9 protein-coding genes are annotated in these 26582 nt (G+C 46.1%); 3 read left to right on the top strand and 6 right to left on the bottom strand.

The window, feature by feature from the left end:
- Both AB4512_RS13245 and AB4512_RS13240 read left to right on the top strand, forming a co-directional pair.
- The coding region (locus tag AB4512_RS13245; RefSeq protein ID WP_372175021.1) for a tandem-95 repeat protein at positions 1-17853 on the top strand (17853 nt) is incomplete at its 5' end.
- A gap of 189 nt (positions 17854-18042) precedes the next feature.
- On the top strand, positions 18043-18396 hold the full coding sequence (locus AB4512_RS13240; RefSeq protein ID WP_017060510.1) for a hypothetical protein: 354 nt from the start codon (positions 18043-18045) through the stop codon (positions 18394-18396).
- A gap of 208 nt (positions 18397-18604) precedes the next feature.
- Here AB4512_RS13240 and AB4512_RS13235 read toward each other — a convergent pair whose 3' ends face one another.
- The 5 genes from AB4512_RS13235 to AB4512_RS13215 all read right to left on the bottom strand — a co-directional run bounded on the left by AB4512_RS13235 (position 18605) and on the right by AB4512_RS13215 (position 24738).
- Positions 18605-19501 (bottom strand): RNA polymerase sigma factor RpoD/SigA, encoded by an 897-nt coding sequence (locus AB4512_RS13235; protein WP_017060509.1) that lies wholly within the window; start codon positions 19499-19501, stop codon positions 18605-18607.
- Positions 19502-19914: 413 nt separating this feature from the next.
- Positions 19915-20247, bottom strand: coding sequence for an Hpt domain-containing protein (locus tag AB4512_RS13230; protein ID WP_017060508.1), 333 nt, complete (start codon positions 20245-20247; stop codon positions 19915-19917).
- Positions 20241-21830, bottom strand: a complete 1590-nt coding sequence (locus AB4512_RS13225; protein ID WP_017064673.1) for a response regulator — start codon at positions 21828-21830, stop codon at positions 20241-20243. The genes AB4512_RS13230 and AB4512_RS13225 overlap by 7 nt, the downstream gene beginning before the upstream one ends.
- Positions 21831-22119: 289 nt before the next feature.
- The gene (locus tag AB4512_RS13220) at positions 22120-23670 is read right to left on the bottom strand and encodes a DHA2 family efflux MFS transporter permease subunit (protein ID WP_017060506.1); all 1551 of its coding nucleotides are present in this window, start codon (positions 23668-23670) and stop codon (positions 22120-22122) included.
- A gap of 3 nt (positions 23671-23673) precedes the next feature.
- Positions 23674-24738, bottom strand: a complete 1065-nt coding sequence (locus AB4512_RS13215; RefSeq protein WP_017072190.1) for an HlyD family secretion protein — start codon at positions 24736-24738, stop codon at positions 23674-23676.
- A gap of 128 nt (positions 24739-24866) precedes the next feature.
- Between AB4512_RS13215 and AB4512_RS13210 the strand changes: the two genes are divergently transcribed.
- Entirely contained in the window at positions 24867-25769 is a 903-nt protein-coding gene (locus AB4512_RS13210; RefSeq protein WP_017064671.1) for a LysR family transcriptional regulator, read from the top strand.
- Positions 25770-25837: 68 nt separating this feature from the next.
- On the opposite strand, the gene AB4512_RS13205 is transcribed toward AB4512_RS13210, so the two are convergent.
- The coding region (locus tag AB4512_RS13205) for a glycoside hydrolase (RefSeq protein WP_372175020.1) at positions 25838-26582 on the bottom strand (745 nt) is incomplete at its 5' end.

Here is a 26582-nt window from a genome sequence, read left to right as displayed (position 1 = left end):
GATGCGACGGTTGTAGCTAACGATGACGGCAGTTTCACGATTACGCCAGATGAAAACTTCAACGGTGACATTGATATTCAATTCAACATCACTGACGGTACTGACACGGTTCAAGCAACCGCCGATCTTACTGTTAACCCAGTTAATGACTTGCCGGTTCCTCAAGACCAACAATTCAGTATCGCAGAAGACGGTACGCTTCAATTTACAGACGCCGACTTACTTACCGGTGCCACCGATATTGATGGCGACGACTTAACCGTTGAAGGTATTAGCTATACAGGTGGTGATGGCGTACTGACCGACCACGGTGATGGTACTTATACCTTTGCGCCAAATGAAAACTTCAATGGCGATGTGAACTTCAGTTTCGATGTGTCTGATGGCACAGAAACCGTTAGCGCTAACATTGATGTGAGTGTGACTCCTGAGAACGATCCGCCAGTTGCGGGTTCAACCTCATACATGGTCAATGAAGACAATGCCATCACAATTTCTGATGAACAGTTGCTAGCTAACTCTTCGGATATTGAAGGTGCGGTGTCGGTTGATACTGTGACTTACAGTGGCACTGATGGTGTGTTCCAAGATAACGGCGATGGCAGCTATACCTTCCTTCCTAATGAAAACTTCAGCGGTGATATCAGCCTTGATGTGATTGTTGCAGATGAAGAAGGTGCAATTGATGAAACCACAGCAGGTATTACCGTTCTTGAAGTGAACGATCCACCAGTTGCGGGTCCAACGTCATACACCATTGACGAAGATTCGGTTCTGACGTTCAGTGAATCTCAGATTCTTGTGAATGCTTCGGATATCGAAGGCGATGTAGAACTTGTTGGCATTAACTACGATGGCTCTGACGGTATCTTCACTGTAAATGGTGATGGTACATGCAGCTTTGCACCCAACGAAAACTTCAATGGTCAGGTTCAACTGGGTGTGACCATTCAAGATGAAGATGGCGCAACGGTTGAAACACACATTAACGTTGATGTATTGCCAATCAATGATGCGCCAGTATCGGGCGATTTGGCTTACACCATCAATGAAGATAGCTCCATCACGCTAAGCCAAGAGCAATTGCTAGCAAGAGCAGGTGATATCGATAGCGATAACTTAGAAGCTATCAATCTATCTACTGATGAAAATGCGACCATCCAACACAATGATGATGGCAGCTACACCATCACACCGAACGCAGATTACAACGGTGACCTAGATCTGAACTTCGATATCATCGATAACGATGGTGGTTCAGTTCAAGTTGGCCTAGACATTACCGTGAATCCGGTTAATGACTTGCCACAAGCGCAAGATCAACAGTTCACGATTGAAGAAGACGGTACGTTACTCTTCACCGATGCTGACCTGCTTGCAGGTGCGTCGGATATTGATGGTGATGAACTGTCGATTGAAAACGTACTTTACACAGGTGCAGATGGTGTTCTTAGCGATAATGGCGACGGCACATATAGCTTTGCTCCAAACGAGAACTTCAATGGTGATGTTCAATTCTCATTCGATGTCTCTGACGGTACTGATTCAACATCAGCTGTTATTGATGTCAGCGTAACGCCTGAGAATGATCCACCAGTAGCGGGCTCAACATCGTACACAGTTCAAGAAGATGGCCAAATCACGATCAGTGATGAGCAATTATTGGCAAACTCTTCCGATGTAGAAGGTGATGTTTCACTGTCTGGAGTATCGTACTCCGGTGATGACGGCTCTTTTGTTGATAATGGCAATGGTACTTACACCTTTACGCCAAATGAAAACTTCGATGGTGATATTTCACTAGACGTTGTTGTCGTTGACGAAGACGGTGCAACCGCAACCACAACCGCTGGCATCGATGTTATCGCTGTGAATGACGGACCTGAAACTTCGGGCATTCAGGCTGAAGTCGATGAAGATAATTCAATCACCATTACTCAAGAGCAGTTACTCGCTAATGCGACCGATGTTGAAGGTGATGAGTTAACGGCATCTAACCTACAAACCAACGATCCAGATGCGACAATTGTTACTAATGACGATGGTTCATTCACTATTACGCACACAGAAAACTTCAATGGCGAGTTGGACTTCACATACAGCATCAGTGATGGTGAGAATGAAGTTCTGACGACACTCGACTTGACGGTTAACCCTGTCAACGATGCGCCAGAAGCGGGCGATGAAATCTTCATCCAAGCGCAAGAAGACCAAACAGTTGGTGTGACACTTCGTGAAGAACCAGCACTACGTTTAGACCAAGCGCCAGAAAACGGCATCATTGAAGCAAATGTGAATGACGAATGGGTGGTACTGGAAGTAGGACAAGAAGTTCCTGCAGATACCGAAGTGCGCTTTGTTCCAAGTGAAGATGCTCTTGCTGAAGGTACACACACCACACAAATCGGTACGTTTGACGATAACGCGAGTGTGGATGACTGGGGTACAGAAGTTGACCCTTATACGCGTGAGTTCTCAGATGGTGACTTAACGGTAACTGTTCAAAGTAACGATGACCCTCTTGGTGCCTGGAATGGCAACACCCACATTGGTCATGGTATCGGTGATACTGACCGCCAAGGCTTAAGTGGTGATGAGAAACTGACGGTTTCAGTTGAAGGTCAAGACATCAATGAAATCAGTTTCCACCTAGATGGTTTGGGTGGCTGGTTCATGGAAGAGTCTCGTCACTTTACAGAAGTAGAAATCAAAGCGTTCAATGAGGATGGCGACCTAATTGACTCGATGACTTACCACAAAGAAGACCGTGGTACTTTCGAGACAGATTACACGCTAACGGTTGATCAACCAGTGTCCTACTTTGAGCTTGGTACCGTGCAAGGTAATGGTACTTACGTCGTTCAAAACATGACAGTGTCACAAACTTGTCATGATGAAGCGGTGTTTACATCGATTGGTGTAGATGGTTCAGAGATTACTGAAACGGTTGAGTTGAATATCCATGCGGGTGACAACGAAATCGAGTTAACGGCTGATCTTCCGAATATTACTGTCGATACCGATGGTTCTGCCCAGTTTGCTTCGGTTGTGATTACCGAAGAGCAACTACTGGCGCAAGCATCTGATATTGATGGCGACGACCTTGATATTGAAAATCTAGAGCTAGTGGGTGAAAACTCAGAGCATGCAACACTCACCGATAATGGTGATGGCACTTGGACGGTAACACCGGATGAAAACTTCCATGGTGAAATCGAACTTGGTTACCAAGTTACCGATGGTGAGCTGACAGACAGCAATATCATCAATATCAATTTCGAATCAGTAAATGATGCGCCAATCGTTTCTGGCCCGATTGTTCTATCGACAGATGAAGATGAAGGTATCACGTTCAGTGCAGATGACTTGCTAGCGAACACCACAGATGTGGAAGGCGATACGCTGTCTATTTCTGACATCACTTACGGTGGTGATAACGGTGAGCTAGTTGATAACGGCGATGGTACGTTTACCTTCATGCCGAATGAAAACTTCAATGGTGAAATCGACATCGACTACAAGGTGTTTGATGGAACTGATGAAGTTGCAACGCACCTAGACCTAACGGTTGTACCGGTCAATGATGTGCCAGTTCCGGGTGAACCATTGCACACCCAAATGCTTGAAAACGGCTCCATGATCATCGAAGCGAAAGACCTATTGTCTGGTGCGACCGATGTTGATGGCGACATTCTTCATGTCGAAAACCTATTACTTGCAGACCAAACGCAAGGTACGTTAACGGATAACGGTGATAATACCTTTACCTTCGAACCTGCAGAAGACTTCTACGGTGAAGTGAATCTGACTTTCGATATCAGTGATGGCCAAGCAAGTGCACCAAGCACTGCAAGAATTGACGTTGAAATTGTCAATGAAGGCCCTGAGGTGAGTGGTCCAATTGAAGCCACTGTTGATGAAGATGGTTCAATCACTATTACTCAAGAGGATCTGTTAGCGAATGCAACCGATGTAGATGGCGATAACCTTGAAGCGGTTAACTTTGCGACCAACGATCCAAATGCTGTTGTTGTAGAAAACCCAGACGGTAGCTTCACTATTACACCAAGTGCAGATTTCTTTGGTGAGATTGAATTTACTTACGATGTCACTGACGCAATCGAAACTGTTGCCGCTGACCTCAACCTAACCGTAAATCCAATCAATGATGCCCCAGACGTGCCTGACATGTCTTTCGCTACGGAAGATGGTCAAGCGATTACTATTACCGAAGCTGAATTACTGGCACAAGCGACAGACGTTGAAGGTGATGAACTGTCAGTTGTGAATGTAACGAGCGCAAGCGACACGGTAGAAGTCACAGACAATGGTGACGGAACATACACATTAACACCAGAGCAAGGCTTCTTCGGTAATGTTGACTTAGCGTTTGATGTGAGCGATGGCACTGATGTGGTTGCCGCAAACATCGACCTAAAAGTTGAGTTCGTCAACGATGCGCCAGAAGCGACACCGATGGTGGCAGATGTCGACGAAGATGGTTCAATCCTCGTTACACAAGAAATGCTGTTGGAGAACGCGAGCGACCAAGATGGCGATGAGCTATTTGCTTCTTCGCTTGAAACCAATGATCCGAACGCCAGCATTGTAGACAATGGTGATGGCACGTACACAGTGACACCTTCTGAAAACTTCAACGGTGATATTGCATTCACTTATGAGGTGAGCGATGGTGAGCTGAGCACGTCTAATGATATGACATTGACCGTTAATCCGGTGAATGACATTCCAATTGTTGCTCCAGGAATGTACCACATCGAAGAGGATGGCAGCATCCTGTTCACTCAAGAAGATCTATTGAGTGCTGCAATTGATATTGATGGCGACGACCTAAGCGTTACCAGCATCAATTACTCTGGTGATGAAGGCACAGTAACCGACAACGGCGATGGCACGTTCAGCTTCGTTCCTGAAGAGCACTTCAGTGGTGATCTGCAGTTCAGCTTTACTGTGACAGACGGTACGGATGAAGTTGAACAAGACATTAATGTTCACATTGAAGCAGTTGCTGATGCGCCTGACTTAGTTATCACGGATGGTGATGGTGTTAACGTTGATGATGAAGCAATTCTGGTTGAGCCAGGCGGCATTGTTGAACTGAACATTGCTGCGGCACTTGTCGACCAAGATCTATCTGAAACACTCACTGTTACAGTAGATGGTGTGCCAGAAGGTTCGGTTATTCAATACGATAACGAAGGCGTTCTGAATGACCAAGAAAACGGTATCACCAGTTACAACGATACTGAAATCACAGTAACGTTTGAAGGTGAGACGGCTGGTTTCCAAAATGCGGCCGGTTACTACAAAGTAGACGAAGACGGCAACATCACAGGTGTTGAAGTTGTTTACGAAAACGCATCACAAGTTGGTGGTGGCGGCGACCTTGTTCCAGGGCAAGATCAATTCAGCTTCCAAGTCGAGGAAGGCGAAAGCTTTAACCTGTTCTTAATTCCAAACGGACATCAGCACAACGACTTTGATGCGATGCAAGACGGTCAGTACGAGTTCCGTGCTGAGGATGGTTCGCCTGCGAACATGGATACGGTTGATCCTCAACTTGTCTTTGTGGCTGCTGATGGAACCGAGACAGTGATTCAAGGCCAAAATGGTGACGCGATCTTCCATGGTGGTTCAAGCTCTCAGCTAAACCAAGATGGTATCGAACATACTCGTACTACGGTTAATGAAGACGGCGAGCTGGTTTACGGATTTGAAGATTTGTATGGCGGCGGTGATGCTGACTATTCTGACTTCAACTTCACAATCGATGTCGGTGAAGTGAACAGCCAAATCTACAGCGGTGAAGTAACGGTTGGTCCTGATGGTACGGTGAACTTACCAACAACGGCTATCGAAAATGCGTTACAAATCCAGTTACCAGAAGACTTCAATGAGCAGCTTGAAGTTCATGTAACCGCAACTGCGACAGAGTTATCGAATGATGATTCTGAAACGGTATCTCAAACCATCTACATTAACGCGACAGGCGCGCACATTGAGCACGCACCTGAAGCACTTCCGGTTTCTGCAACGGTTGAAGAAGATGGTTCAATCATCATTACGCAAGAAGACTTATTGGCTAATGCGCGTGATTTAGATGGCGATCAGTTGACGGCTCTGAATTTAGCAACCGATGATGAGAGCGTTACGATTACCGATAACGGTGATGGTACGTACACATTAACGCCAGATGCTGATTTCAATGGCGATGTGAGCTTTACGTTTGATGTGTCTGATGGTGATGATGTTGTCTCTACCAACCTTGAGTTAACAGTTTCACCAGTAAATGACGGTCCAGAAGCACAAGACCACGCATTCACAGTCGGCGAAGATGGCGTGTTAACGTTCAATGACCAAGACCTATTAACAGGTGCAACGGACATTGAAGGGGACGACCTAAGTGTTGAAGGTGTAACTTACACTGGCGCAGATGGTGTCCTAACCGATAATGGCGATGGCACCTACAGTTTCGCGCCGAATGAAAACTTCAATGGCGATGTGAACTTCTCGTTCAATGTATCAGATGGAACCGATACGGTAACCGCTAACATTGATGTGAGCGTGACGCCAGAGAATGATCCTCCGGTTGCGGGTAGCACGTCTTACACGGTTCATGAAGACAACTCTATTACGATCAGTAACGAACAATTGCTAGCGAACTCTTCGGATATCGAAGGCGAAGTCGCAATTGATAACGTGACTTACAGTGGTAGCGACGGTGTTCTGGAAATCAACGGTGACGGCACATATACCTTCTCTCCAAACGAGAACTTCAATGGCGAAGTTAGCCTAGATGTTGTCGTGACGGATGAAGATGGCGCGACCGAAGCAACAACTGCGGGTATTACTGTCCTTGAGGTGAACGATCCGCCAATTGCTGGCCCAACGTCATACACCATCGATGAAGATTCAGTACTGACTTTCAATGAGTCTCAAGTTCTGCTGAACGCTTCTGATATTGAAGGTGATGTTGAGCTTGTTGAGATCAACTACGATGGCCCAGACGGTATCTTCTCAATCAATGGTGACGGTACATGTAGTTTCGCTCCGAATGAAAACTTCAACGGCCAAGTGCAGTTGGATGTGACCATTCAAGATGAAGACGGCGCTCAAGTTGATACGTTTATTACGGTTGATGTATTACCAATCAACGACGTACCAGTATCAGGCGACCTGGCATACAGTGTTGAGGAAGACGGTTCGATTACCTTGAGCCAAGAGCAGCTTCTTTCTCAAGCAAGCGATGTAGACGGAGACGACCTTACTGCTTCTAACTTGATTGTTGATGGAGACGCGACGGTTGTTGCTAACGATGACGGCAGCTTTACCATTACGCCAGATGCGAACTTCAATGGTGACATTGACCTAACGTTCGACATTAGCGATGGTACAGATACGCTGGTTGCGACGGCTGACCTAACCGTTAACCCAGTCAATGACCTTCCACAACCACAAGATCAAACGTTCAGCATCGGCGAAGACGGCATCTTGAACTTCACTGATGAAGACTTGCTGACAGGTGCGACTGACATTGATGGGGATGACCTGTCGGTTGAAGGCGTTACTTACACAGGTGCGGATGGTGTTCTTACTGATAATGGCGACGGAAGCTACAGCTTTGCGCCAAACGAGAACTTCAATGGTGATTTAAACTTCAGTTTTGATGTGTCAGATGGCACGGATACGGTTCAAGCCAACATTGATGTCAGCGTGACACCAGAGAACGATCCACCGGTTGCAGGTAGCACGTCTTACACCGTTCATGAAGACAACTCAATTACCATCAGCGACGAACAGTTACTTGCTAACTCTTCGGACATTGAAGGTGATGTGGCCGTCGATAGCGTTACTTACACTGGCGCTGATGGTGTCTTTGAAGACAATGGTGACGGTACTTACACCTTCTCGCCAAACGAAAACTTCAACGGCGAAGTTAACCTTGATGTTGTCGTTACCGATGAAGAGGGCGCAACTGAAGCGACCACCGCGGGTATTACTGTACTTGAGGTGAACGATCCACCAATCGCAGGCTCAACGAGCTACTCAGTCAACGAGGACGAAGTTATCACCATCAGTTCAGAGCAACTGTTGGCGAACGCTTCTGATATCGAAGGTGAAGTGGCGATTGATAGCGTTAACTACACAGGCTCAGATGGTATATTTACCGACAATGGTGACGGAACATTCAGCTTCGCACCAAACGCTAACTTCGATGGCAACGTAAGCCTTGATGTTGTCGTTACTGATGAAGAAGGCGCAACCGTAGCGACCAACGCAAGCATTGATGTTCTGCCTGTTAACGATGCTCCGGTATCGGGCGACTTGGCGTACAGCGTGGACGAAGATGGCTCAATTACCTTGAGCCAAGAGCAATTACTTGCTCAAGCGAGTGATGTTGATGGCGATGACTTAACAGCGGCTAACCTAACCGTTGGTGGTGATGCGACAGTTACAGCAAACGATGATGGTAGTTTCACTATCACGCCAGATGCTAACTTCAATGGCGACATTGATTTGAACTTCGACATTACCGATGGCGATGCGACGCTTCAAGCAACGGCTGACCTAACGGTTAACCCAGTTAATGACCTGCCAACAGTCGGTGAGCCACAATTTGTGACTCAAGAAGACACCAGCTTTACCTTCACAGAAGAACAACTGCTGCAAAATGCGGGCGACATTGATGGTGATAACCTATCGGTTGAAAATGTGGCTTCAGATAGCGGTACTTTGGTTGATAACGGCGACGGCACTTACACATTCGCACCGAATGAAAACTTCGACGGCAATGTGAATGTGACGTTCGACGTGAATGACGGTACCGCGACAGTACCAGCAGAAGCGACGATTGATGTTCAATCTGTGGTTGATATGCCAGAGCTGTCGATTGCTTCTGACCTAGTGATTGCTTCAGACAACTTCGAGTCTGGCTCAAACGGTTGGAATACAGGCACAGAAAGCTCTCAAGGCTTCGAGTCGGGTGACATGCTAGGTCGTATTGGTGGAACGGGCGGTGATGAAGCCGTCAGCAAAACTTACGACATTCCAAGTGATATGAGCGAAGTTAATATCTCGTTCAACTTCTACGAAATTGATTCTTGGGATGGTGAGTCGTTCCAAATCTTTGTCGGCGGCGAAGAGCTAACGACATTAGATAATTCTGCGTTCCGTACTCAAGATGGCACAACAACGCTTTACGATTCAGAAGGAAATGAAGTCGGCGAAGTGGTTCACGGCGTATCGCAAGGTGAGGGCTTCAGTGGTTGGAATGACCAAGCACATCAAATCAACCTAACGGTACCCGTTGAAGACGGCCAACTTGAGTTAGGCTTCGGTTCAACCTTGAATCAAGGTGTAAGTGATGAGTCGTTTGGCATCGATAACATTGAAATCACAGTGTCTGACGCGGATTACCAAATCATTGGTACCGAAGATACACCTGTACCACTTGATATTGATGCGGCGCTTACTGATACCGATGGTTCAGAAAACCTTGCTATTTTGATTGAAGGTGTGCCGGAAGGCAGCTCGCTTTCTGCAGGTACCGATAACGGTGATGGCACATGGTCATTGCAACCAGGCGAGCTAGAAGGGCTAGAGTTTATCCCTTCAGGTGACTTCAATGGTGATGTGGTTCTAACTGTAAATGCGACATCGACTGATGTTGATACGGGCACCACCGCGACGGCAACCCAAGATGTGACGATTCATATCTCGCCAGCGAATGATGCTCCAGAAGTTGATGGTGACATCAGTGCTGTGACAGCCGAAGACAACAGCATCACGCTAACTCAAGAGCAGTTGCTAGAGCACGCTGTTGACATTGATGGTGATGATTTATCAGCAATCAACCTAACTACCAATGATGAAAATGCGACCGTTCAAATGAACGACGATGGCAGCTTCACCATTACACCGAGTGAAAACTTCAACGGTAATATCGAATTTAGTTACGATGTAACCGATGGAGAAGACATGGTCGCGGCTGGCCTAGACTTGACGGTAACACCTGTCAATGATGCGCCAGAGCCACAAGACCAAGCATTCACTATTGGTGAAGATGGGGTTCTTAACTTCTCTGACGCTGACCTGTTAACGGGTGCGACGGATGTTGAAGGTGATGACCTAACAGTCGAAGGTGTGACATACACTGGTGCTGATGGTGTGCTTACCGACAATGGTGACGGAAGCTACAGCTTTGCGCCAAACGAGAACTTCAATGGTGATGTGAACTTCAGCTTTGATGTGTCAGATGGCACGGATACGGTTCAAGCCAACATTGATGTGAGCGTGACGCCTGAGAACGATCCACCAGTGGCGGGTAGCACGTCTTACACTGTGCATGAAGACAACTCAATCACGATCAGTAACGAACAGCTATTAGCCAACTCTTCAGATATTGAAGGTGAGGTTGCGATTGATAGCGTGTCTTACACTGGCAGTGACGGTGTGTTCGAAGACAACGGTGACGGCACTTATACTTTCTCGCCAAACGAGAACTTCAATGGTGATGTGAGCTTAGCGGTTATTGTTACCGATGAAGAAGGGGCAACAGAAGCGACCACAGCGGGAATCACTGTACTTGAGGTGAACGATCCGCCAATCGCAGGCTCAACCAGCTACTCAGTCAACGAAGATGAAGTTATCACCATCAGTGCAGAGCAACTGTTGGCGAACTCTTCGGATATTGAAGGCGAAGTGGCGATTGATAGCGTTACTTACACAGGCGCTGACGGTATCTTTACTGACAACGGTAACGGCACATTCAGCTTTGCACCGAACGCAAACTTCGATGGCGATGTTAGCCTAGATGTAGTGGTGACAGATGAAGAAGGTGCGACAGTAGCCACTAGCGCAAGTATTGATGTTCTTCCAATTAACGATCCACCTGTATCGGGTGATTTGGCATACAGCATTGATGAAGATGGTTCCATTACTCTGACTCAAGAGCAGTTGCTGTCTCAAGCATCTGATGTGGATGGCGATGATCTGACCGCAAGCAACTTAAGCGCAGGCGATAATGCAACCGTTGTTGATAATGGTGATGGCACCTTTACGGTAACGCCAGATGCGAACTTCAATGGCGATATCGACCTAAGCTTTGATATTTCGGACGGCACTGAGTCGATTGTGGCGAACGCCGATCTGACGGTAAACCCAGTCAACGACTTGCCAACGACATCTGATGTTTATGCGAACGTTGATGAAGATAATGTCATCACTATCACGCAGGAGCAGTTACTTGCGAATGCCGCTGATATTGAGGGCGACGACCTTGTCGCTTCCGACTTAACATTAGTGGGTGACGATGCAACGATTGTCGACAATGGCGATGGCACGTTCTCAATCACTCCAAGCGAAAACTTCAATGGCTACATCGATGTTGCCTACAGCATCAGCGATGGCGACACACCAATTGCCGCTAACTTAGGCTTGACCGTTGACCCAGTTAACGACGCGCCAATTGTTTCTGCTGATGTGGCGATAACCATTGAAGAAGACGGTTCATACACCATTACTCAAGAAGAGCTCCTACAATTCGCGACTGACATCGAAGACGATGACATGACCGCAATTATCGGAGAGCAGGGCGATGAAACGACCGTTACAGGTACTGTGTTGGATGCTGAAACTGGCAATCCAATCGCAGGTGCGGATGTTACGCTAACCGACAACGCAGGTCATTCTTACACGACGGAGACGGATCAATCCGGTAATTACTCTGTGAGCGGTCCTGTTGTTGACCAAGGTACCGTCACTATTGAACAAGAAGGCTCTATTACTAGCAGCTTCCTAGTTCCAGCTGGTGAAGATACCAACGGTGGCGTAACCGCAATATCGGAAGTACTTGAAGAAACAGATATGCGTATCGTGGTCACATGGGGCGACAGTCCACGTGATATGGATAACCACTTATGGCTTTACGATACAGAGAATGGCAATGAGCTAGACCATATTTACTATCGCGACATGAGCCATGATCTTGGTGAAGGTAACGTTGTTCAGCAAGATGTAGATGACACAAATGGTGGCGGCCCTGAAACCATCACCATTCCAAACTACCAAGATGCGGACATGCACTATTCAGTACACAACTACACCAGCAGAAGTTGGGATGTAGATGGTGTTGAAGATGTACAAGTTCAGGTGTTTGTAGGCGATACATTGGTTGAAACCTTTAGCCCTGATTTATCTGAAAGCCCATCGGGTGACCACTGGCATGTATTTGATATCGTGAACGGCGTTATTGTTCCAAGCCAAGATGTAGGCAGCGAGAATGCGTTTGATTTACCAACGGCAGAAGAAGCGCTCGCGAATGAAAACGGCATTGATATCTCTGAATTGCTAACCGGCGAGGAAGGTGATGATTCTGGTGAAACGGGTGGTAACGAACCAAGTGTTGGAGATGTTTCCATTGAGAACGCTCTTATCACTGACAATGGTGATGGTACTTACACCATTACACCGGAAGAGAACTTCAATGGTGAATTCTCGATTAGCTACAACGTAGACGATGGCAACGGTGGGGTTACTCCAGCGGAACTAGACGTGACCGTAACAGCAGTTAACGACCTTTCTGTAATTTACGACCACGACTACACCATTAATGAAGATGGTTCGCTGACCTTTACCGATGAACAGCTACTGACTGGTGCAACGGATATTGACGGCGATGATCTTTCTGTCGAGTCGGTTAACTACGAAGGTACAGACGGTGTGTTCACGGATAACGGCGACGGTACTTATACCTTTGCTCCAAACGAGAACTTCAATGGTAATATCGACCTAACTTACGATGTGAGTGATGGTACAGATGTTGTATCGGCGAATATTGATGTTCAAGTGGTTCCAATCAACGACGTACCGGTAGCGGGTTCTACGACTTACAGTGTTGAAGAAGACGGCAGTATCACCCTAAGCGATGCACAACTTCTAGCGAATAGCTCGGATGTTGAAGGGGAAGTGTTTGTCAGCGATGTAAGCTACAGCGGCACTGATGGTGTATTCACTGATAATGGTGATGGTACTTACACCTTTGCTCCAAACGAAAACTTTAACGGTGACATCAGTCTTGATGTATCTGTTATGGATGAAGATGGCGCAACCGCTGAAACAACCGCAGGTATCGACGTCATTGCTGTTAATGACTTGCCGGTTGCAGGTTCAACGACCTACAGCGTTGACGAAGATAACGTGATTACTATCTCTGAAGCACAGCTTCTTGCGAACAGCTCAGACATTGAAGGTGATGTATCCGTTAGCGACGTTTCCTACTCAGGCGCAGACGGTATCTTTACTGACAATGGTGATGGTACTTACAGCTTCGCACCAAATGAAAACTTCAACGGCAATGTCAGCCTAGATGTCACCGTTGCTGATGAAGACGGTGCAACGGCTGAAACCACTGCGGGTATTGAAGTTATCGCGGTTAACGACGCGCCAGTGTCAGGTGACTTGGCTTACTCAGTGGATGAAGATGGTTCAATCACACTAAGCCAAGAGCAGCTGCTTGCTCAAGCATCGGATGTGGACGGCGATGATCTTACCGCTGCCAACCTAACCGCCGGTGATAACGCGACCGTTACGGCAAACGATGATGGTTCATTTACCATTACCCCGGATGCTGACTTTAATGGCGATATTGACCTAAGCTTCGACCTTTCTGATGGTACTGAAACGGTTGTTGCAACGGCTGACCTTACTGTGAATCCAGTGAATGACATCGCAGTTGTAGAAGATGTCGCTTACACCATTGAAGAAGACGGTTCGCTTACCTTTACGGACGAGCAACTGCTAGCGGGTGCTTCTGATATTGATGGTGATGAGCTTTCAGTTGCCGACGTGTCTTACACTGGCACAGAGGGTGTGTTCACCGACAATGGCGATGGCACTTACACCTTTGCACCGAACGAGAACTTCAATGGTGACGTAAGTCTAGACTTCTCAGTATCTGACGGCACTGAGACAGTCGATGCAAACATCGACGTAACGGTAACAGACGTTAACGATGCACCAGTCGCAGGCGCAACGTCTTACCAAATGAACGAAGATGGCACCATCACATTGAGCCCTGAGCAGTTGATTGCTAACAGCTCCGATGTGGACGGTGAAGTGTCGCTTGATAGCGTGAGCTACTCAGGTGCAGACGGTATCTTGGTTCAAAATGAAGATGGGTCGGTAACGTTCGCACCAAACGAAAACTTTAACGGCGACATCAACCTTGATGTGACGGTTATTGATGACGACGGTGCAACGGCTCAGACTACCGCTGGTATTGAAGTTATTGCAGTTAACGACGCACCAGTGGCCGGAAACGTGGCTTACTCGGTTGATGAAGACGGTTCAATTACGCTATCTCAAGAGCAGTTGCTGGCTAACGCATCCGATGTTGATGGTGATGCACTAACCGCAAGCAACCTATCTGCAGGTGACAATGCGACCGTAACAGCGAACGAAGATGGTTCATTTACTATCACTCCGGATGCTGATTTCAACGGTGACATTGATTTGAGCTTCGATGTGTCAGATGGCCTTGAAACTGTTCAAGCTGGAGTCGACCTAACGGTTAACCCAGTCAATGACCTACCAACAGCAGAAGACCAAAACTTTACTGTTGAGGAAGATGGAACGCTAATCTTCACGGATGCAGACCTACTAGCAGGTGCTGCAGACATTGACGGCGATGACCTGTCTATCGTTGACGTGTCTTACACGGGCGCAGAAGGTGTGTTCACTGATAACGGTGACGGCACTTATAGCTTTGCTCCGAACGAGAACTTCAATGGCGATGTCAACCTAGGCTTCACAGTGACTGATGGCACTGAGACAGTCGATGCCAATATTGGTGTGACGGTAACGGATGTTAACGATGCGCCGGTAGCGGGTTCTACGTCTTACCAAATGAACGAAGATGGCACCATCACAATCAGCCCTGAGCAGTTAATTGCTAATAGCTCTGACGTTGATGGTGAAGTGTCGCTTGAAAGCGTGACTTACTCAGGCTCTGACGGCACCTTGGTTCAAAACGATAATGGGTCTGTGACCTTCACTCCAAACGAGAACTTTAATGGTGATATCAGCCTAGATGTGGTTGTGACCGATGATGACGGTGCAACGGCAACAACAACGGCAGGTATCGAAGTTCTGGCTGTGAACGATGGACCTGAATCTGAGGATGTGAAATTAACCACAGCCGAAGACAGCACCATCCTAATCACACAAGACATGTTGTTAGCTCAAGCTACCGACATCGATAACACCGCAGACGAGCTGTCGGCTTCTGGTCTACAAATCGACCCTAGCTTGGGTGAGTTGCTAGATAACGAAGATGGTACTTGGTCATTTACACCAAACGAAAACTTCAATGGCGATGTGCCAATGACGTTTAACGTTAGCGATGGCCAAGAGACAATTTCAGTCGACGGCAACATCGATGTTACGCCAGTGAATGATGCACCTGAAGCGCCAACCATTCAGATGCAAGGCGAAGAAGATGTGGTCATGGTGATTGACCCTGCTTACATCGCGGGTCAAGTGACAGACCTTGATGGCGACGAGATCAGCATTGAGAGCATCACAGTACGAGCACCAGCGAATGCGACCTTAACTCAGCAACCAGACGGCATGTATCACTTAGTGACTACTCAAGACTTTAATGGCTTAGTAGAACTCGGTTATCAAGCTACTGACGGTGAAGAAGTGGTTGATGGCTCGCTGAATGTGGATGTCATTCCGGTTAACGACGCACCATTCAATGTCGGCAACGCAATGATGACCACAGACGAAGATGGCGCGTTCACCTTCGATGCTGGCGACTTGATGAACTTGTTCGGTGACATTGATACCGCAGACCTTGTTGTTTCTCGCATTATCACCGCAGACGGTGAAGATGGCGGAGAAGTTACAGACAACGGTGATGGTACTTGGACATTCACACCAACAGGCGACTTTGCGGGTGTTTCTGACCTACAAGTTGTCGTGAGTGACGGTGAGTTCGAAACGGTTCTCGATGTTCCTGTGTACGTACGTCCTGTCGCAGATGGCGCGGTTATTTCAACTGACCATGACGGTCCATTAGTCTTCGGCGAAGATGAAACGGGTCACTTGGGACTGAACGTTGGCCTAGTCGATGATTCAGAAACACTAAGTAACTTGGTGATGACAGGTTTCCCTGTTGGATTCGAGGTAACAGATGGTGTGAATACCGTGATGATCACCGAGCCAGGTCAATACATCGACCTGTTCGACTGGGATATCTCAAACATTCAAATGACGCCGCCTGAAGACTTCCATGGTGAGTTCTTCGTAACCGTAAGCGCAACAACGGTTGATTACGGAGATGAGCCGGAAGCGTTTGATGATGGTATCGATTCAGGTGATTTCGAAACTGTGGCGGGTGATTCCATCATCCTAACGGCGGACGACCTAATTGGTTTGGCTGAGAATGTGGATGCAGACAGCGATGATGAAGTGAAACTGGTTCATCTTGCCGACCGCAGCCAAGGTGAGATTGTCGATAATGGCGATGGCACTTGGACGTTCACACCAGCACCAGGCTTCACGGGCGAAGCAGACATTGCGTACGTAGTTGATAAAGATGGCGTGCTTCATGATGAGCAAACTGGCGTAGTCGTGAAAGAAGGTGGCTCGCAAGGGAATGCAGCACCAGAAGTTAACAGCATCACAACGACGGAAATCGCAGCGGATGCCACCTTGTCGTTCACTGATGAAGACATGTTAGCGAATCTGAGCGATGCAGAAGGCGACAGCTTGAGCATTGAGTCAGTAAGCTTGATGGAAGGTCAGGGCGTAATTGAGAGCGATAACCAAGGTAACTATCAATTCACTCCTGCTGAAGACTACACCGGCGATGTTCAAGTTGGGTTTATAGCGACCGATGGCGAAAATCGCATCGAAAGCTTCTTCAATGTGGATATCCAAAGTGGCGATGAAGCAGCGGCGAGCGAAGGTTATACCTTAGCTGATGATGGTTCACTAACTATCACGGATGCACAGCTGGTGGATGAGTTAGGCGTCAGTGATTCTGCACAAGTTGTTGATGTTGCAGACGCGAACGATGCTGGCTTCTTTGCCGAATCAGGTGAAGGTGAGTGGACTTACTGGCCGAACGAAGACTTCGATGGCAATTTAGCGATGAATGTTGAAGTTAACGACGGCGGTGAAGTATCAAGTCACAGCTTAAGCATCCAAGTTGAAGATGATTCAGTACAAAGTGATGAACCACAAGTCCAAGCTGCTCAAGCAACAGAAGAGCAACAAGTGGAAGTGGCTCAACAAGCTGATGACCAAGCTCAAGATGCTGAAACTGAAGACAGCGCAGCAGATGTAACTGCGGCACCGGGCGATACCATCTCTATCTCGATTCCAGATGAGGTGAGTGGTAACGAATCGGTTGATTACGCTGATATGTCTGGTCTACCTGAGGGCGCTACTGTGAGCAATGCACTGGATAACGGTGATGGTAGCTTCACAATCAGTGGCAACCTAGAGCAGCCTGTATCTGTCGAACTCCCAGAAGGTTACGAAGGTACTAGCGAGATCCAATTCCAAGGTTACGACGAATTGGGTAGCTCAATAGACGGTGCTAGCGGTTCTGTTGAAGTTGAGGTCGATGATCAATACACCATGCAAGGTTCTACGCAAGAACAGCAACCGGACATGGCGGGTATGGAATCTGGTGGCAGCGACTGGACAAGTTCAGGTGGTCAAGATCAAGGTGTTGACTTCACGGACGACTCTGGAAGCTTCGATTCAGATTCTCAAACTGGAACGGATCAAGGCAACGACTTCGACCAAAGCTCGATTTAATCGAGAGGGCTTAGTTTTAGTCTAAACCGACAAGCAGATAGGGCAGCGTAAAGTTGCCCTCATTAAAGCCATGTAGAGTTATTGATACATGGCTTTTTTTTATTTATTTTTTTGTTTCGCTAAATAAACTTGAGAACAGGTAAATATGTCCTTAATTATTAGAAGGGTCCGTTAGACAGGAGGGACGACATGTATCGTTATGTCAGTTCACCGCAAGCGTCGAAGTACATAGTGCCACCGCCTCAACATCGAGAGTTGTCGAGTGTGGATGTGCCTGAGTCTGAATTAGAGATGCGAGAAATATTGAATAATTGGTTTGCTGATGGTTTAGCGCCCATTATTGAAAGTGACGATGACTACATCTCTGCGAGCGATCACGTTCGATTTGAAAAGCTTAGCCGCACCGTTGGGATGTTGTTGAGAAACAAAGATTATTATTTTGCGGCTAAACGGATTTTATCAGTGTGGGAACAAGATTGTCTTGAAACCACTTATATCAATTATCTCATTTTGCGCAGTGAGCGAGTCACTTCTTTAAGGTAAGTTAATGGTGTGGCATTTGTCATTTTTCATTAGGCATTAGGCATTAGGCATTAGGCATTAGGGATTAGCGACTTAGGGTTCGTGTGCTTACGATTTTTTTATTTTTCTAACGAATCAGCAAACAAAAAGGGCAAGCTTGGAGGCTCACCCTAAAGGTCTTTGTTTTGGCTTAACGTTATTTTCAACTAATTCTCAACTGGGCTACGACTTACACCCAACCATCAAATTTGAGTCGTTTTTGAATTCTTTCGACCGCTTCTTTCTGCATTTGTCTAACACGTTCATTAGAAACATTCACATCCAACATTTGTCCGACCTCAGACAGCGTTTTCACCTTGTTATCAAAGAAACCAAAACGGTGGATGAGCACCTTTTGTAATTTTGGAGGAAGTGTATAGATGATTTGTTCTAGAGCTTGGGTAAAGGATTGATCCTCACAATCTTGTTGAGGGTCTGGGATATATTCACTTTCGCATTGATCAAGCACCATAGGCGCATGGCTAGTTCCAACCGTTGTCGTCACGTCAATAAACCCGCTTAACGCCACCAGTTGATCGACGCGTTCGGCCTTTACACCTGAACTGTCTGATAGCTCAGAAATTGAAACCTCTTTACTCATTTTTTTGCTTGCATCGAGCTTTTTTGAGGCGAGGCTGTTTATTTCTTTACACACGTGGGCTGGCAATCGAACGGTTCGACCCGTGTTCATGAGTGCGGCTTCAATGTTTTCGCGGATCCACCAAACAGCATAGGTTGAAAAACGATAGCCTGGTTCTGGATCGTATTTGTCGATGGCCTTAATCAAGCCAATGTTGCCTTCCTCGATCAGGTCGAGCAGGGTGAAATTATTGCCTTTACGTTTTAGGTAACTCTTTGCGATTTTCACAACAAGGCGCAGGTTTGATTCGATCATGACATCACGCGCTTTTTTATCACCCGCGCGATTCAATTTTGCGTAATACACCTCATCTTCACGCGACAGCAGATCAATGCCAACAATATCTTTCAGATAATGAGCATAAGGGTCTGCACTGGTAGAAAATGATTCGGTAATGGGTGTTTCATCCGTGAGCCCCTGAAACGCAGCAAAACTATCGTTGTTCATTTCCTTGTCCTTATCTAGCCGACTGAACGTTTTAGTTTTTTTATTATGCCACCAAGTGATTAACGCTTGGTTTCATTAGAGTGTAGATAACAATTTCTTCTTTACCAATAAATAAAATGCAATTTCGTATGTTTATGTCACAAAAAGATCTACAAATATTTAACTATTTTGCATCTCATCAAGTGTGTTGGTTTTTCGTTTAAAACATTAAGACGGATAGTTTATAAAGCATGTGTTATACATCGGTTTATCTATATAAGTGACGTGAATTTATGGGTGTGAGTTAGAACTATAATTGAGAGGAGAAATGATGAGAAAAATGTTAAGAGTCGAGGTTCAATGTTTCCAAGCACCTCAACTCTTTTAGCTGTGTCGGCTGTTAAGTATCGCCATGCACGTTTTAATTCTATCGACTAATAAGTGCTAAGAACCTCATCGATTTGTTGATTAATGATCTTCATTTCGCTGTAGATAACCGAAAGATCATCATCTTGCGGCGCAAGCTTATTGAGTGTGTTTTGTTCTACTCTTTCCAATGCAACTGTGGCCGTTTCTTCACCAAAGCTGGCTAAAATGCCTTTTAAGGTGTGCACGGTAAAATGAAGCTTGCCCCAATCTTGTTGTTGAACCAACTCTTCGATCTCTTGTAGCGAATTGCCATGGTCTTCTTGATATGTAGACAAAACGGCGTAAATGACGTCTCTGTCATTGTCTAAATAGGCGTTTAAAGCATCAAAGTCTAGCATGTGGACTCCTGTCGGCTGAATGTTGAAAATGGGCTAGGCGGCTTAGTGGAAAAACCATACCTTGATGAATCACTAATCCATTGATTCCATTTTGGAGGAAGTTCTAACTGTAATATTTCTTCTAGATAGTCGTCGCTAAGTTTCTCATCTATATGAGCTTTATTGACGGCGTATATATAGTCAAGTTTGGCGGCAACTGAATATGGGTAACTGTGAATGTAGTCCTTTATTTCTTGGATCGAACCCAAATTTTCAATGTTTATACACGTTGAAGGGTCGACATTTTTGGACTCAAGTTGGTGATTTATGGCTTCTCCACGAGATTTGAGACATTCCACTGTTAAATGATAAAGAGAGTACTCACCAAAGTGGGCGAGCATGGGTAATAACTGAGTGAGCAAATAAGTCGGTTGGCTGTGGAAATTGTTCGCTAACAGTGTCGAAGCTCTAATCACTTTTTTGTGGGCAATCTGAGGGCTATTTTCGATGAGCAATATGCTGCTCTGAAATAGGGCAAGGCTGGCCAAAACTTGCTGCTGTTGTTTTACCGGAAGTTTCAGGTTTACCAACTCGGTGAATTGGTTGGCGTGCTCAAGCAAAATACGTTTGTACTTTAGTTGCGTCTCGCGCTGATACGTTGCTTTTAAGGAATTAAAGTGCGCACCAATGGAATGGATGACATCAATGTCAGCAGCTGAAATGTGGGTTGCATACATCTCACCTAACTTTATGATCATATGTGTGTTATCTGCGTTCTCAGCTAAGTCGATGGCCCTGATTGCACGATGGCTGATGCTGGGAGTCATCTCAAATGCACGAATCGCTAATTTAAGAGCAGGCAGCAGCATTTTATGTTTTTCATAGATACAGCTTAAGCAGTCAATCACGCTCAATGAGAGTGGCTGTGCTATTAGAAAATTGTGGAGCTTATCTATGGCTAAATTTGGCTTGCCTAAGCTGTCGAGAATCAGCGCCTCAGCCACCAATTTGGTTGGGTGCATGTTGGTTTTGGAGTTGTTAATGACGCTAGAGAGTAACTGCCATTTCTTACCTGCAATTAAATGTTCAATCAATGTCGCTTCGAACTGAACGCTAGTACCATTAGGGGAGATCGCCAAAGCTTGAGCTAATCTCTCTTGACTGGCAATGGGATACAAATCATTCAGTTGGGTGAGTTTCTTTGAAACGGACACGGCACTTTGGATCTTTTTACCCAACGTTTGAGTATTAATCGGTTTAGAAACGAAGTGGTGTGCTTCACCTGAAAGGGCGGTTAATACTGTTTCCTGACGCATATCCCCAGAGAGCAAGATTGTCGCCACAGTATGATCGATGAGGCGGTTTCGATACAGAATGCCCAACAGCTCAAAGCCAGTAAAAGACTGTTCTAAGTGGTAGTCAATGAGGAGTACATGAAAAGAGTGTGTCTCGACCGCTTTAATGGCTTTTCGATAGTCGGTCGCAATAAAAATACAGTCGCGCGAAACTCCCAAACTAGCCAGTTGCTGCTTAATAAGTATTGTTGCGCTTTTAGAGTCGTCGACGATCAAAATTCGAAGGTCTGTTGGTAAGGTCAAATCCATTTTCCTTAATACCAAATGTTATTTTTTAATTTAGGTGTCAAGTTGCACATTGTCAAGGTGCCTATATCACATACAAACACTCAATAAACTATTGGTAATTAAAGAGTATTAGATAACATTTATGAAAGCCTTCAAACGCAGGTGACTTTTACCTGATTTTAGTGGGGTTATACGTGTTTTAGAAATAAAAAAGAGGCAAGCCGATAAGCTCACCTCTCTGTTTTATTGTTCGAGTTTTTATTCGAAATGTTGTTCTTTGCTTGAAGTTTTATTTACCGAAACTCTAGCGTTAATCACGCATGTTTAGAATCAATACTGCCGCTAGAGCCAAGAACGCCGTCATCATTAAGAACACATCGTTGTAAGCCATGATGGCTGCGTCACGTTGCATTGTGCCGAGCAAACTTGCTTGTGCTTGTTGCATCGCAGTTGCGGCATCACTTCCTGACTGAATGAAAAACGCTTGTTGTTGCTGAAGCGTCTGCCAACCAAGTTGACTCACTGAAGGTAGCGACTCCTTGATGTGTGCTAAGTGCTCACGGGTTTTGTTATCCAATAGCGTAGCGATAATCGCGATGCTGAAAGCGCCCCCTAAGTTCCGCATTACGTTGGTTAACGTTGATGCGTCTGGCGTGTCCATTTTGCTGATGTTCTTCATGGCAACCAAAGACAGCGGAACCATGATGAACGGACTACCAATAGCACGCAGAACCATAGATAAAATCAGCTGTTGCCCGCCAAAATCGATTGTCATGTGTGTATTTACGTAACAACTAAAACCGAACATCGCGAAGCCAAAGGTAACCAAGTACTTAGGCTTAATGATCTGTGTTAGCTTTGGCACAATTGGGAATATCAGAAGCTGTGGGAAACCCATCCACATTAGCACTTCACCAATTTCCATCGCGTTATATTGCTGAATTTGAGTGAGATACATCGGTAGAACATAGATAGAGCCGAGCAATGCCATTCCTAGAATCAAATAGGCGATACAAGACATCGCAAATTGCCCATCCCGCAATAGCCGCAGGTTAACCAATGGCTTCTTGTGTTGGAGTTCGTTTATCACGAAGTAAACCAAACTCACCGCCGACACGATACTCAAGCCAATAATAAAGCTCGAACTGAACCACTCTTCACGGTTACCTTCTTCTAACACCACTTCCAAACAACCTAGCCCTAATGCCATGGTGGCGATACCAAACCAATCGGCTTTTTTCAGCGTGCCAAGGTCGAGCTTTTCATCGTCCAAGCCATATCGGATCATGGTGATCACAAGCAAAGCTGGCGGAATATTGATGTAGAAAATATAGTGCCACGAGAAGTTCTCCGTCAGCCAGCCACCAAAGGTAGGGCCAATCGATGGAGCAAAGGTCGCGGTTACACCAAACAGTGCCATACCCACAGCACGCTTGTTGACCGGCAATAACTGAATCACCAGCGAGAAAGCAAGCGGGATTAGAGCACCACCACTGAAGCCTTGCATCGCGCGGAAAACGATCATCGAGGTCATGTTCCAAGAGAACGAACACAACAAAGATGAAATGGTGAAAATGGCTGTCGTCCACGTGATATAACGGCGTTTACCGAGCGCTTTAGAAAGCCAACCACTGAGTGGGATAGCGATCATCTCTGCGACTAGGTAAGACGTAGAGATCCACGAGCTTTCATCCAAGGTGGCTGATAGCGCACCTTGAATATCTTTGAGAGACGAGTTGGTGATCTGAATATCCAAGATCGCCATAAACGCGCCAATCAAGCCGCCAAATAGGGCGATCCAATGGCGTCTCGAAACCTCGTCATCATCATTTGTTTGGGTGACAACACCAGCGTTACTCATGGTCTAGCCTCGTTTATCGATGGTCGCTACCACAGACAAACCAGGAAGCAGTCGACCTTTCAACTCTTGCTGATCTGGAATAGTAATTTTAACCGGTACACGTTGAACGATTTTAGTGAAGTTACCGGTCGCGTTTTCTGGTGGTAGGAGCGCAAATTTAGCGCCAGTCGCAGGGGAGAAACTGTCTACCACACCTTCAAGAGGCTGCCCCGGGAACGCATCCAGCTCTACTTCAACCGTCTGACCTTTGTGAATACCACTTAGCTGTGTCTCTTTGAAGTTGGCTTCAATCCACACTTGGTTGTTTGGTACCAAGCTCATCAGTGGTGCGCCTGCTTGAATCAGCAAGCCTTCACGTACGCTGCGTTTACCAATCACGCCATCTGCTGGCGCGTAAATTTTGGTGTAATCAAGGTTAAGCTGTGCTTGATCTCTCTGGGCTTGAGCTTCGGTCACGGATGCATTTGCTTGCTCAATCTCACTAGCGATAACGGTTAATTGGTCATTGGTTGCAACGAGGTTTGCTTTTGCTTCTTCTAAATCTGCCTGAGTTACTTTTTGTTGTGCAACCATGCTATCGACTTCATCTTGAGACGCGTAGTTACGCTTTAGTAAGCTACGAGAACGTACCACTTGTTGAATCGCGCGTTCGTATTCAGCTTGTGCAGAATCAACGCGGCTTTCTGCTTGATTGATCTTGCTACGTTGTAACGTTTGTTGTGCCACTAGATTTTTGACGTCTGATTGCACGACGCTTAAATGGGCGTTTGCTTGAGCGAGTGCTGACTGGTAATCACGGTCATCGATTTGAACCAGCAAATCACCTTCTTTAACCGATTGGTTATCACTCACATAAGACTTAACAATATAGCCAGAGACCTTAGGGCTAATATTCGTGATGTCGCCTTGTAGGTAGGCATTGTCGGTAGATTCAAAGTACTGGCCATAGCCGTACCAGTATCCAGCACCGGCTAAACCCAATGACAGCATGATCGCAGTAGCAATAAGCGGAGCTTTTTTACGTTTTTTTGTGCTTACTGTTTGCGAAGCGTTGTTGTTCTCTGTCATTTTTTCTTTCTCATTTTGTTTTTATTTAGATGTAACGAATTGTAAATGAATTCGATTGATTGATAAGATAGGAAAAAAGGGAAACACTGTTGCAAAAATCTAACTAATGGCGCTTTGGGAGAAGTACGATGGACTTAAATGCTGTGACTGTTTTTACACAAGTTGTTGATTGTGGCAGTTTCACGCACGCAGCTGAAGCATTGAACATGACCAAGTCGACCGTCAGCCGAAAGCTAGACGAGCTGGAACAGCATCTAGGTGTGAGGTTGATCACTCGTTCGACACGAAGTTTAGTCTTAACGCCAGAGGGTGAGCGCTTTTATCAGTCGAGCATGCAGATGCAAGAGATCATGAACCAAGCTGAGCTAGAGGTTTCAGCCAATCAGGATTTGATCCGAGGGCAGTTGAATGTTGTGTTGCCTGTCGAATTGGGGCATCAAGTATTAGCCAAATACATCCACAGCTTCCTTAAAGAGCACCCAAACGTGACTTTGAACTTAGAACTGTCGAATCGAGAAGTCGACATCATTGCGGAGGGTATCGATCTTTACGCACAAATTGGTGAGCTAGTGGACTCGAGCTTGGTTTCTCGCTACCTCACAACATCAAAGCGTGTATTGGCAGCCAGCCCTGAGTATTTAGAGCAGTTCGATGACGTCTCTTCACCCGATGATCTTGAACCGCCATTCAGAATGATTGAGGTGGTGAACAAGGCCGCGCGTCTACCCAAGTGGCATTTACAATTAGAAGGCGGAGAGTCGATTTTGATCGATCTGCCGTGTCAGTTGCGGGTGAATACCATCACGGCATGCCTAACAGCGTGTGTGGATGGGCTCGGCTTGGCGGTGCTTCCTGAATTCATTTGTCGTGAGCACTTCAAGACAGGCAAGTTGATTCGTTTGCTACCTGAATATGAGATGCCGGAAGTTTCAGTAAGCCTAGTGTATGCAGACAGGCAGTTGATGCCGAAACGTAAGAAGGTCTTTATCGACTATCTACTGACTGCTTTTCAAAATAGGAAGCAAAAGTAACGGGGAAAACCTTAGCGGTTAAGTGCTTAGGCTTCCTATTATTCGTTATTGTCTAAACCGTATCGAAGCTAACTATGATCGGGCTGCCAGTCGACGACTTGCCCATTCGCCAATATAGCTTTGACCGATAGGGCAGCAATATCGACACCGTTGTAACGAAATGCCTTGTTAGAAAAGTTAGCAATGATCTTACTCCCGTCACTGAACTCAGTTTGTTGAACATCGCCGCTCTTATCTAACCATTCGGAATCGACTAACTGTTTATCCCATAACTGTTCGTGCATTGGTTCAAAGCCATCTTGATAGTGTTTGAGTGCTTTGATTCTCTGGCTTGAACTTGATAAAGCTTCATCTCTGGTCAAGTGAACCATCGGTGGTGTGTTGTATAGCATGGCGGTTAAGTCACGTTCTGCTTGTACATTAGTGAACTTGAGGCTGTCTGAATGCCAATGGTGCGTATTGATTACTTCATCATGGAAAACGGCTTGGTAAAGTGGAATTCGATATTGTGGCGAAAACAGTAGCGACTTATAGGGCTCTTTAACCTCGGCCGGCTTAAAGAAGAAGTCAGGCTTGTGGTCTGGGTACCAACGGCCTAAGTAATAGGGAGACTGGCAGTTCTCTTTCATGTCTTTATCTGTCCAACCAAAACCAACCGTTTCTAAGCCGTGTGCAAACACGATGCCTTTTGTTGTTAGGCTGTTGCCGTCTTCAGATCCTAATACTAACGATGGTTGCTCGCTAAGCCACTGCATTCGGTTGTTGAAGGCAGAAAGCATGTCTGATTCGTTTGTATTGCCATTGCCATTGCCA

Origin of the sequence: Vibrio sp. 10N.222.52.B7 (assembly GCF_041474275.1) — a bacterium.
GTDB lineage: Bacteria > Pseudomonadota > Gammaproteobacteria > Enterobacterales > Vibrionaceae > Vibrio > Vibrio crassostreae_C.
Note: the sequence above shows the minus strand (reverse complement) of the source record. Positions and strands in the feature narration are given on the sequence as shown.

What these genes read in the sequence shown, in the direction of transcription:
- AB4512_RS13240 (WP_017060510.1), top strand. Translation starts at nt 18,043, where the DNA reads ATGTATCGTTATGTCAGTTCACCGCAAGCGTCGAAGTACATAGTGCCA.
- AB4512_RS13235 (WP_017060509.1), bottom strand. Translation starts at nt 19,501, where the DNA reads ATGAACAACGATAGTTTTGCTGCGTTTCAGGGGCTCACGGATGAAACA.
- AB4512_RS13230 (WP_017060508.1), bottom strand. Translation starts at nt 20,247, where the DNA reads ATGCTAGACTTTGATGCTTTAAACGCCTATTTAGACAATGACAGAGAC.
- AB4512_RS13225 (WP_017064673.1), bottom strand. Translation starts at nt 21,830, where the DNA reads ATGGATTTGACCTTACCAACAGACCTTCGAATTTTGATCGTCGACGAC.
- AB4512_RS13220 (WP_017060506.1), bottom strand. Translation starts at nt 23,670, where the DNA reads ATGAGTAACGCTGGTGTTGTCACCCAAACAAATGATGATGACGAGGTT.
- AB4512_RS13215 (WP_017072190.1), bottom strand. Translation starts at nt 24,738, where the DNA reads ATGACAGAGAACAACAACGCTTCGCAAACAGTAAGCACAAAAAAACGT.
- AB4512_RS13210 (WP_017064671.1), top strand. Translation starts at nt 24,867, where the DNA reads ATGGACTTAAATGCTGTGACTGTTTTTACACAAGTTGTTGATTGTGGC.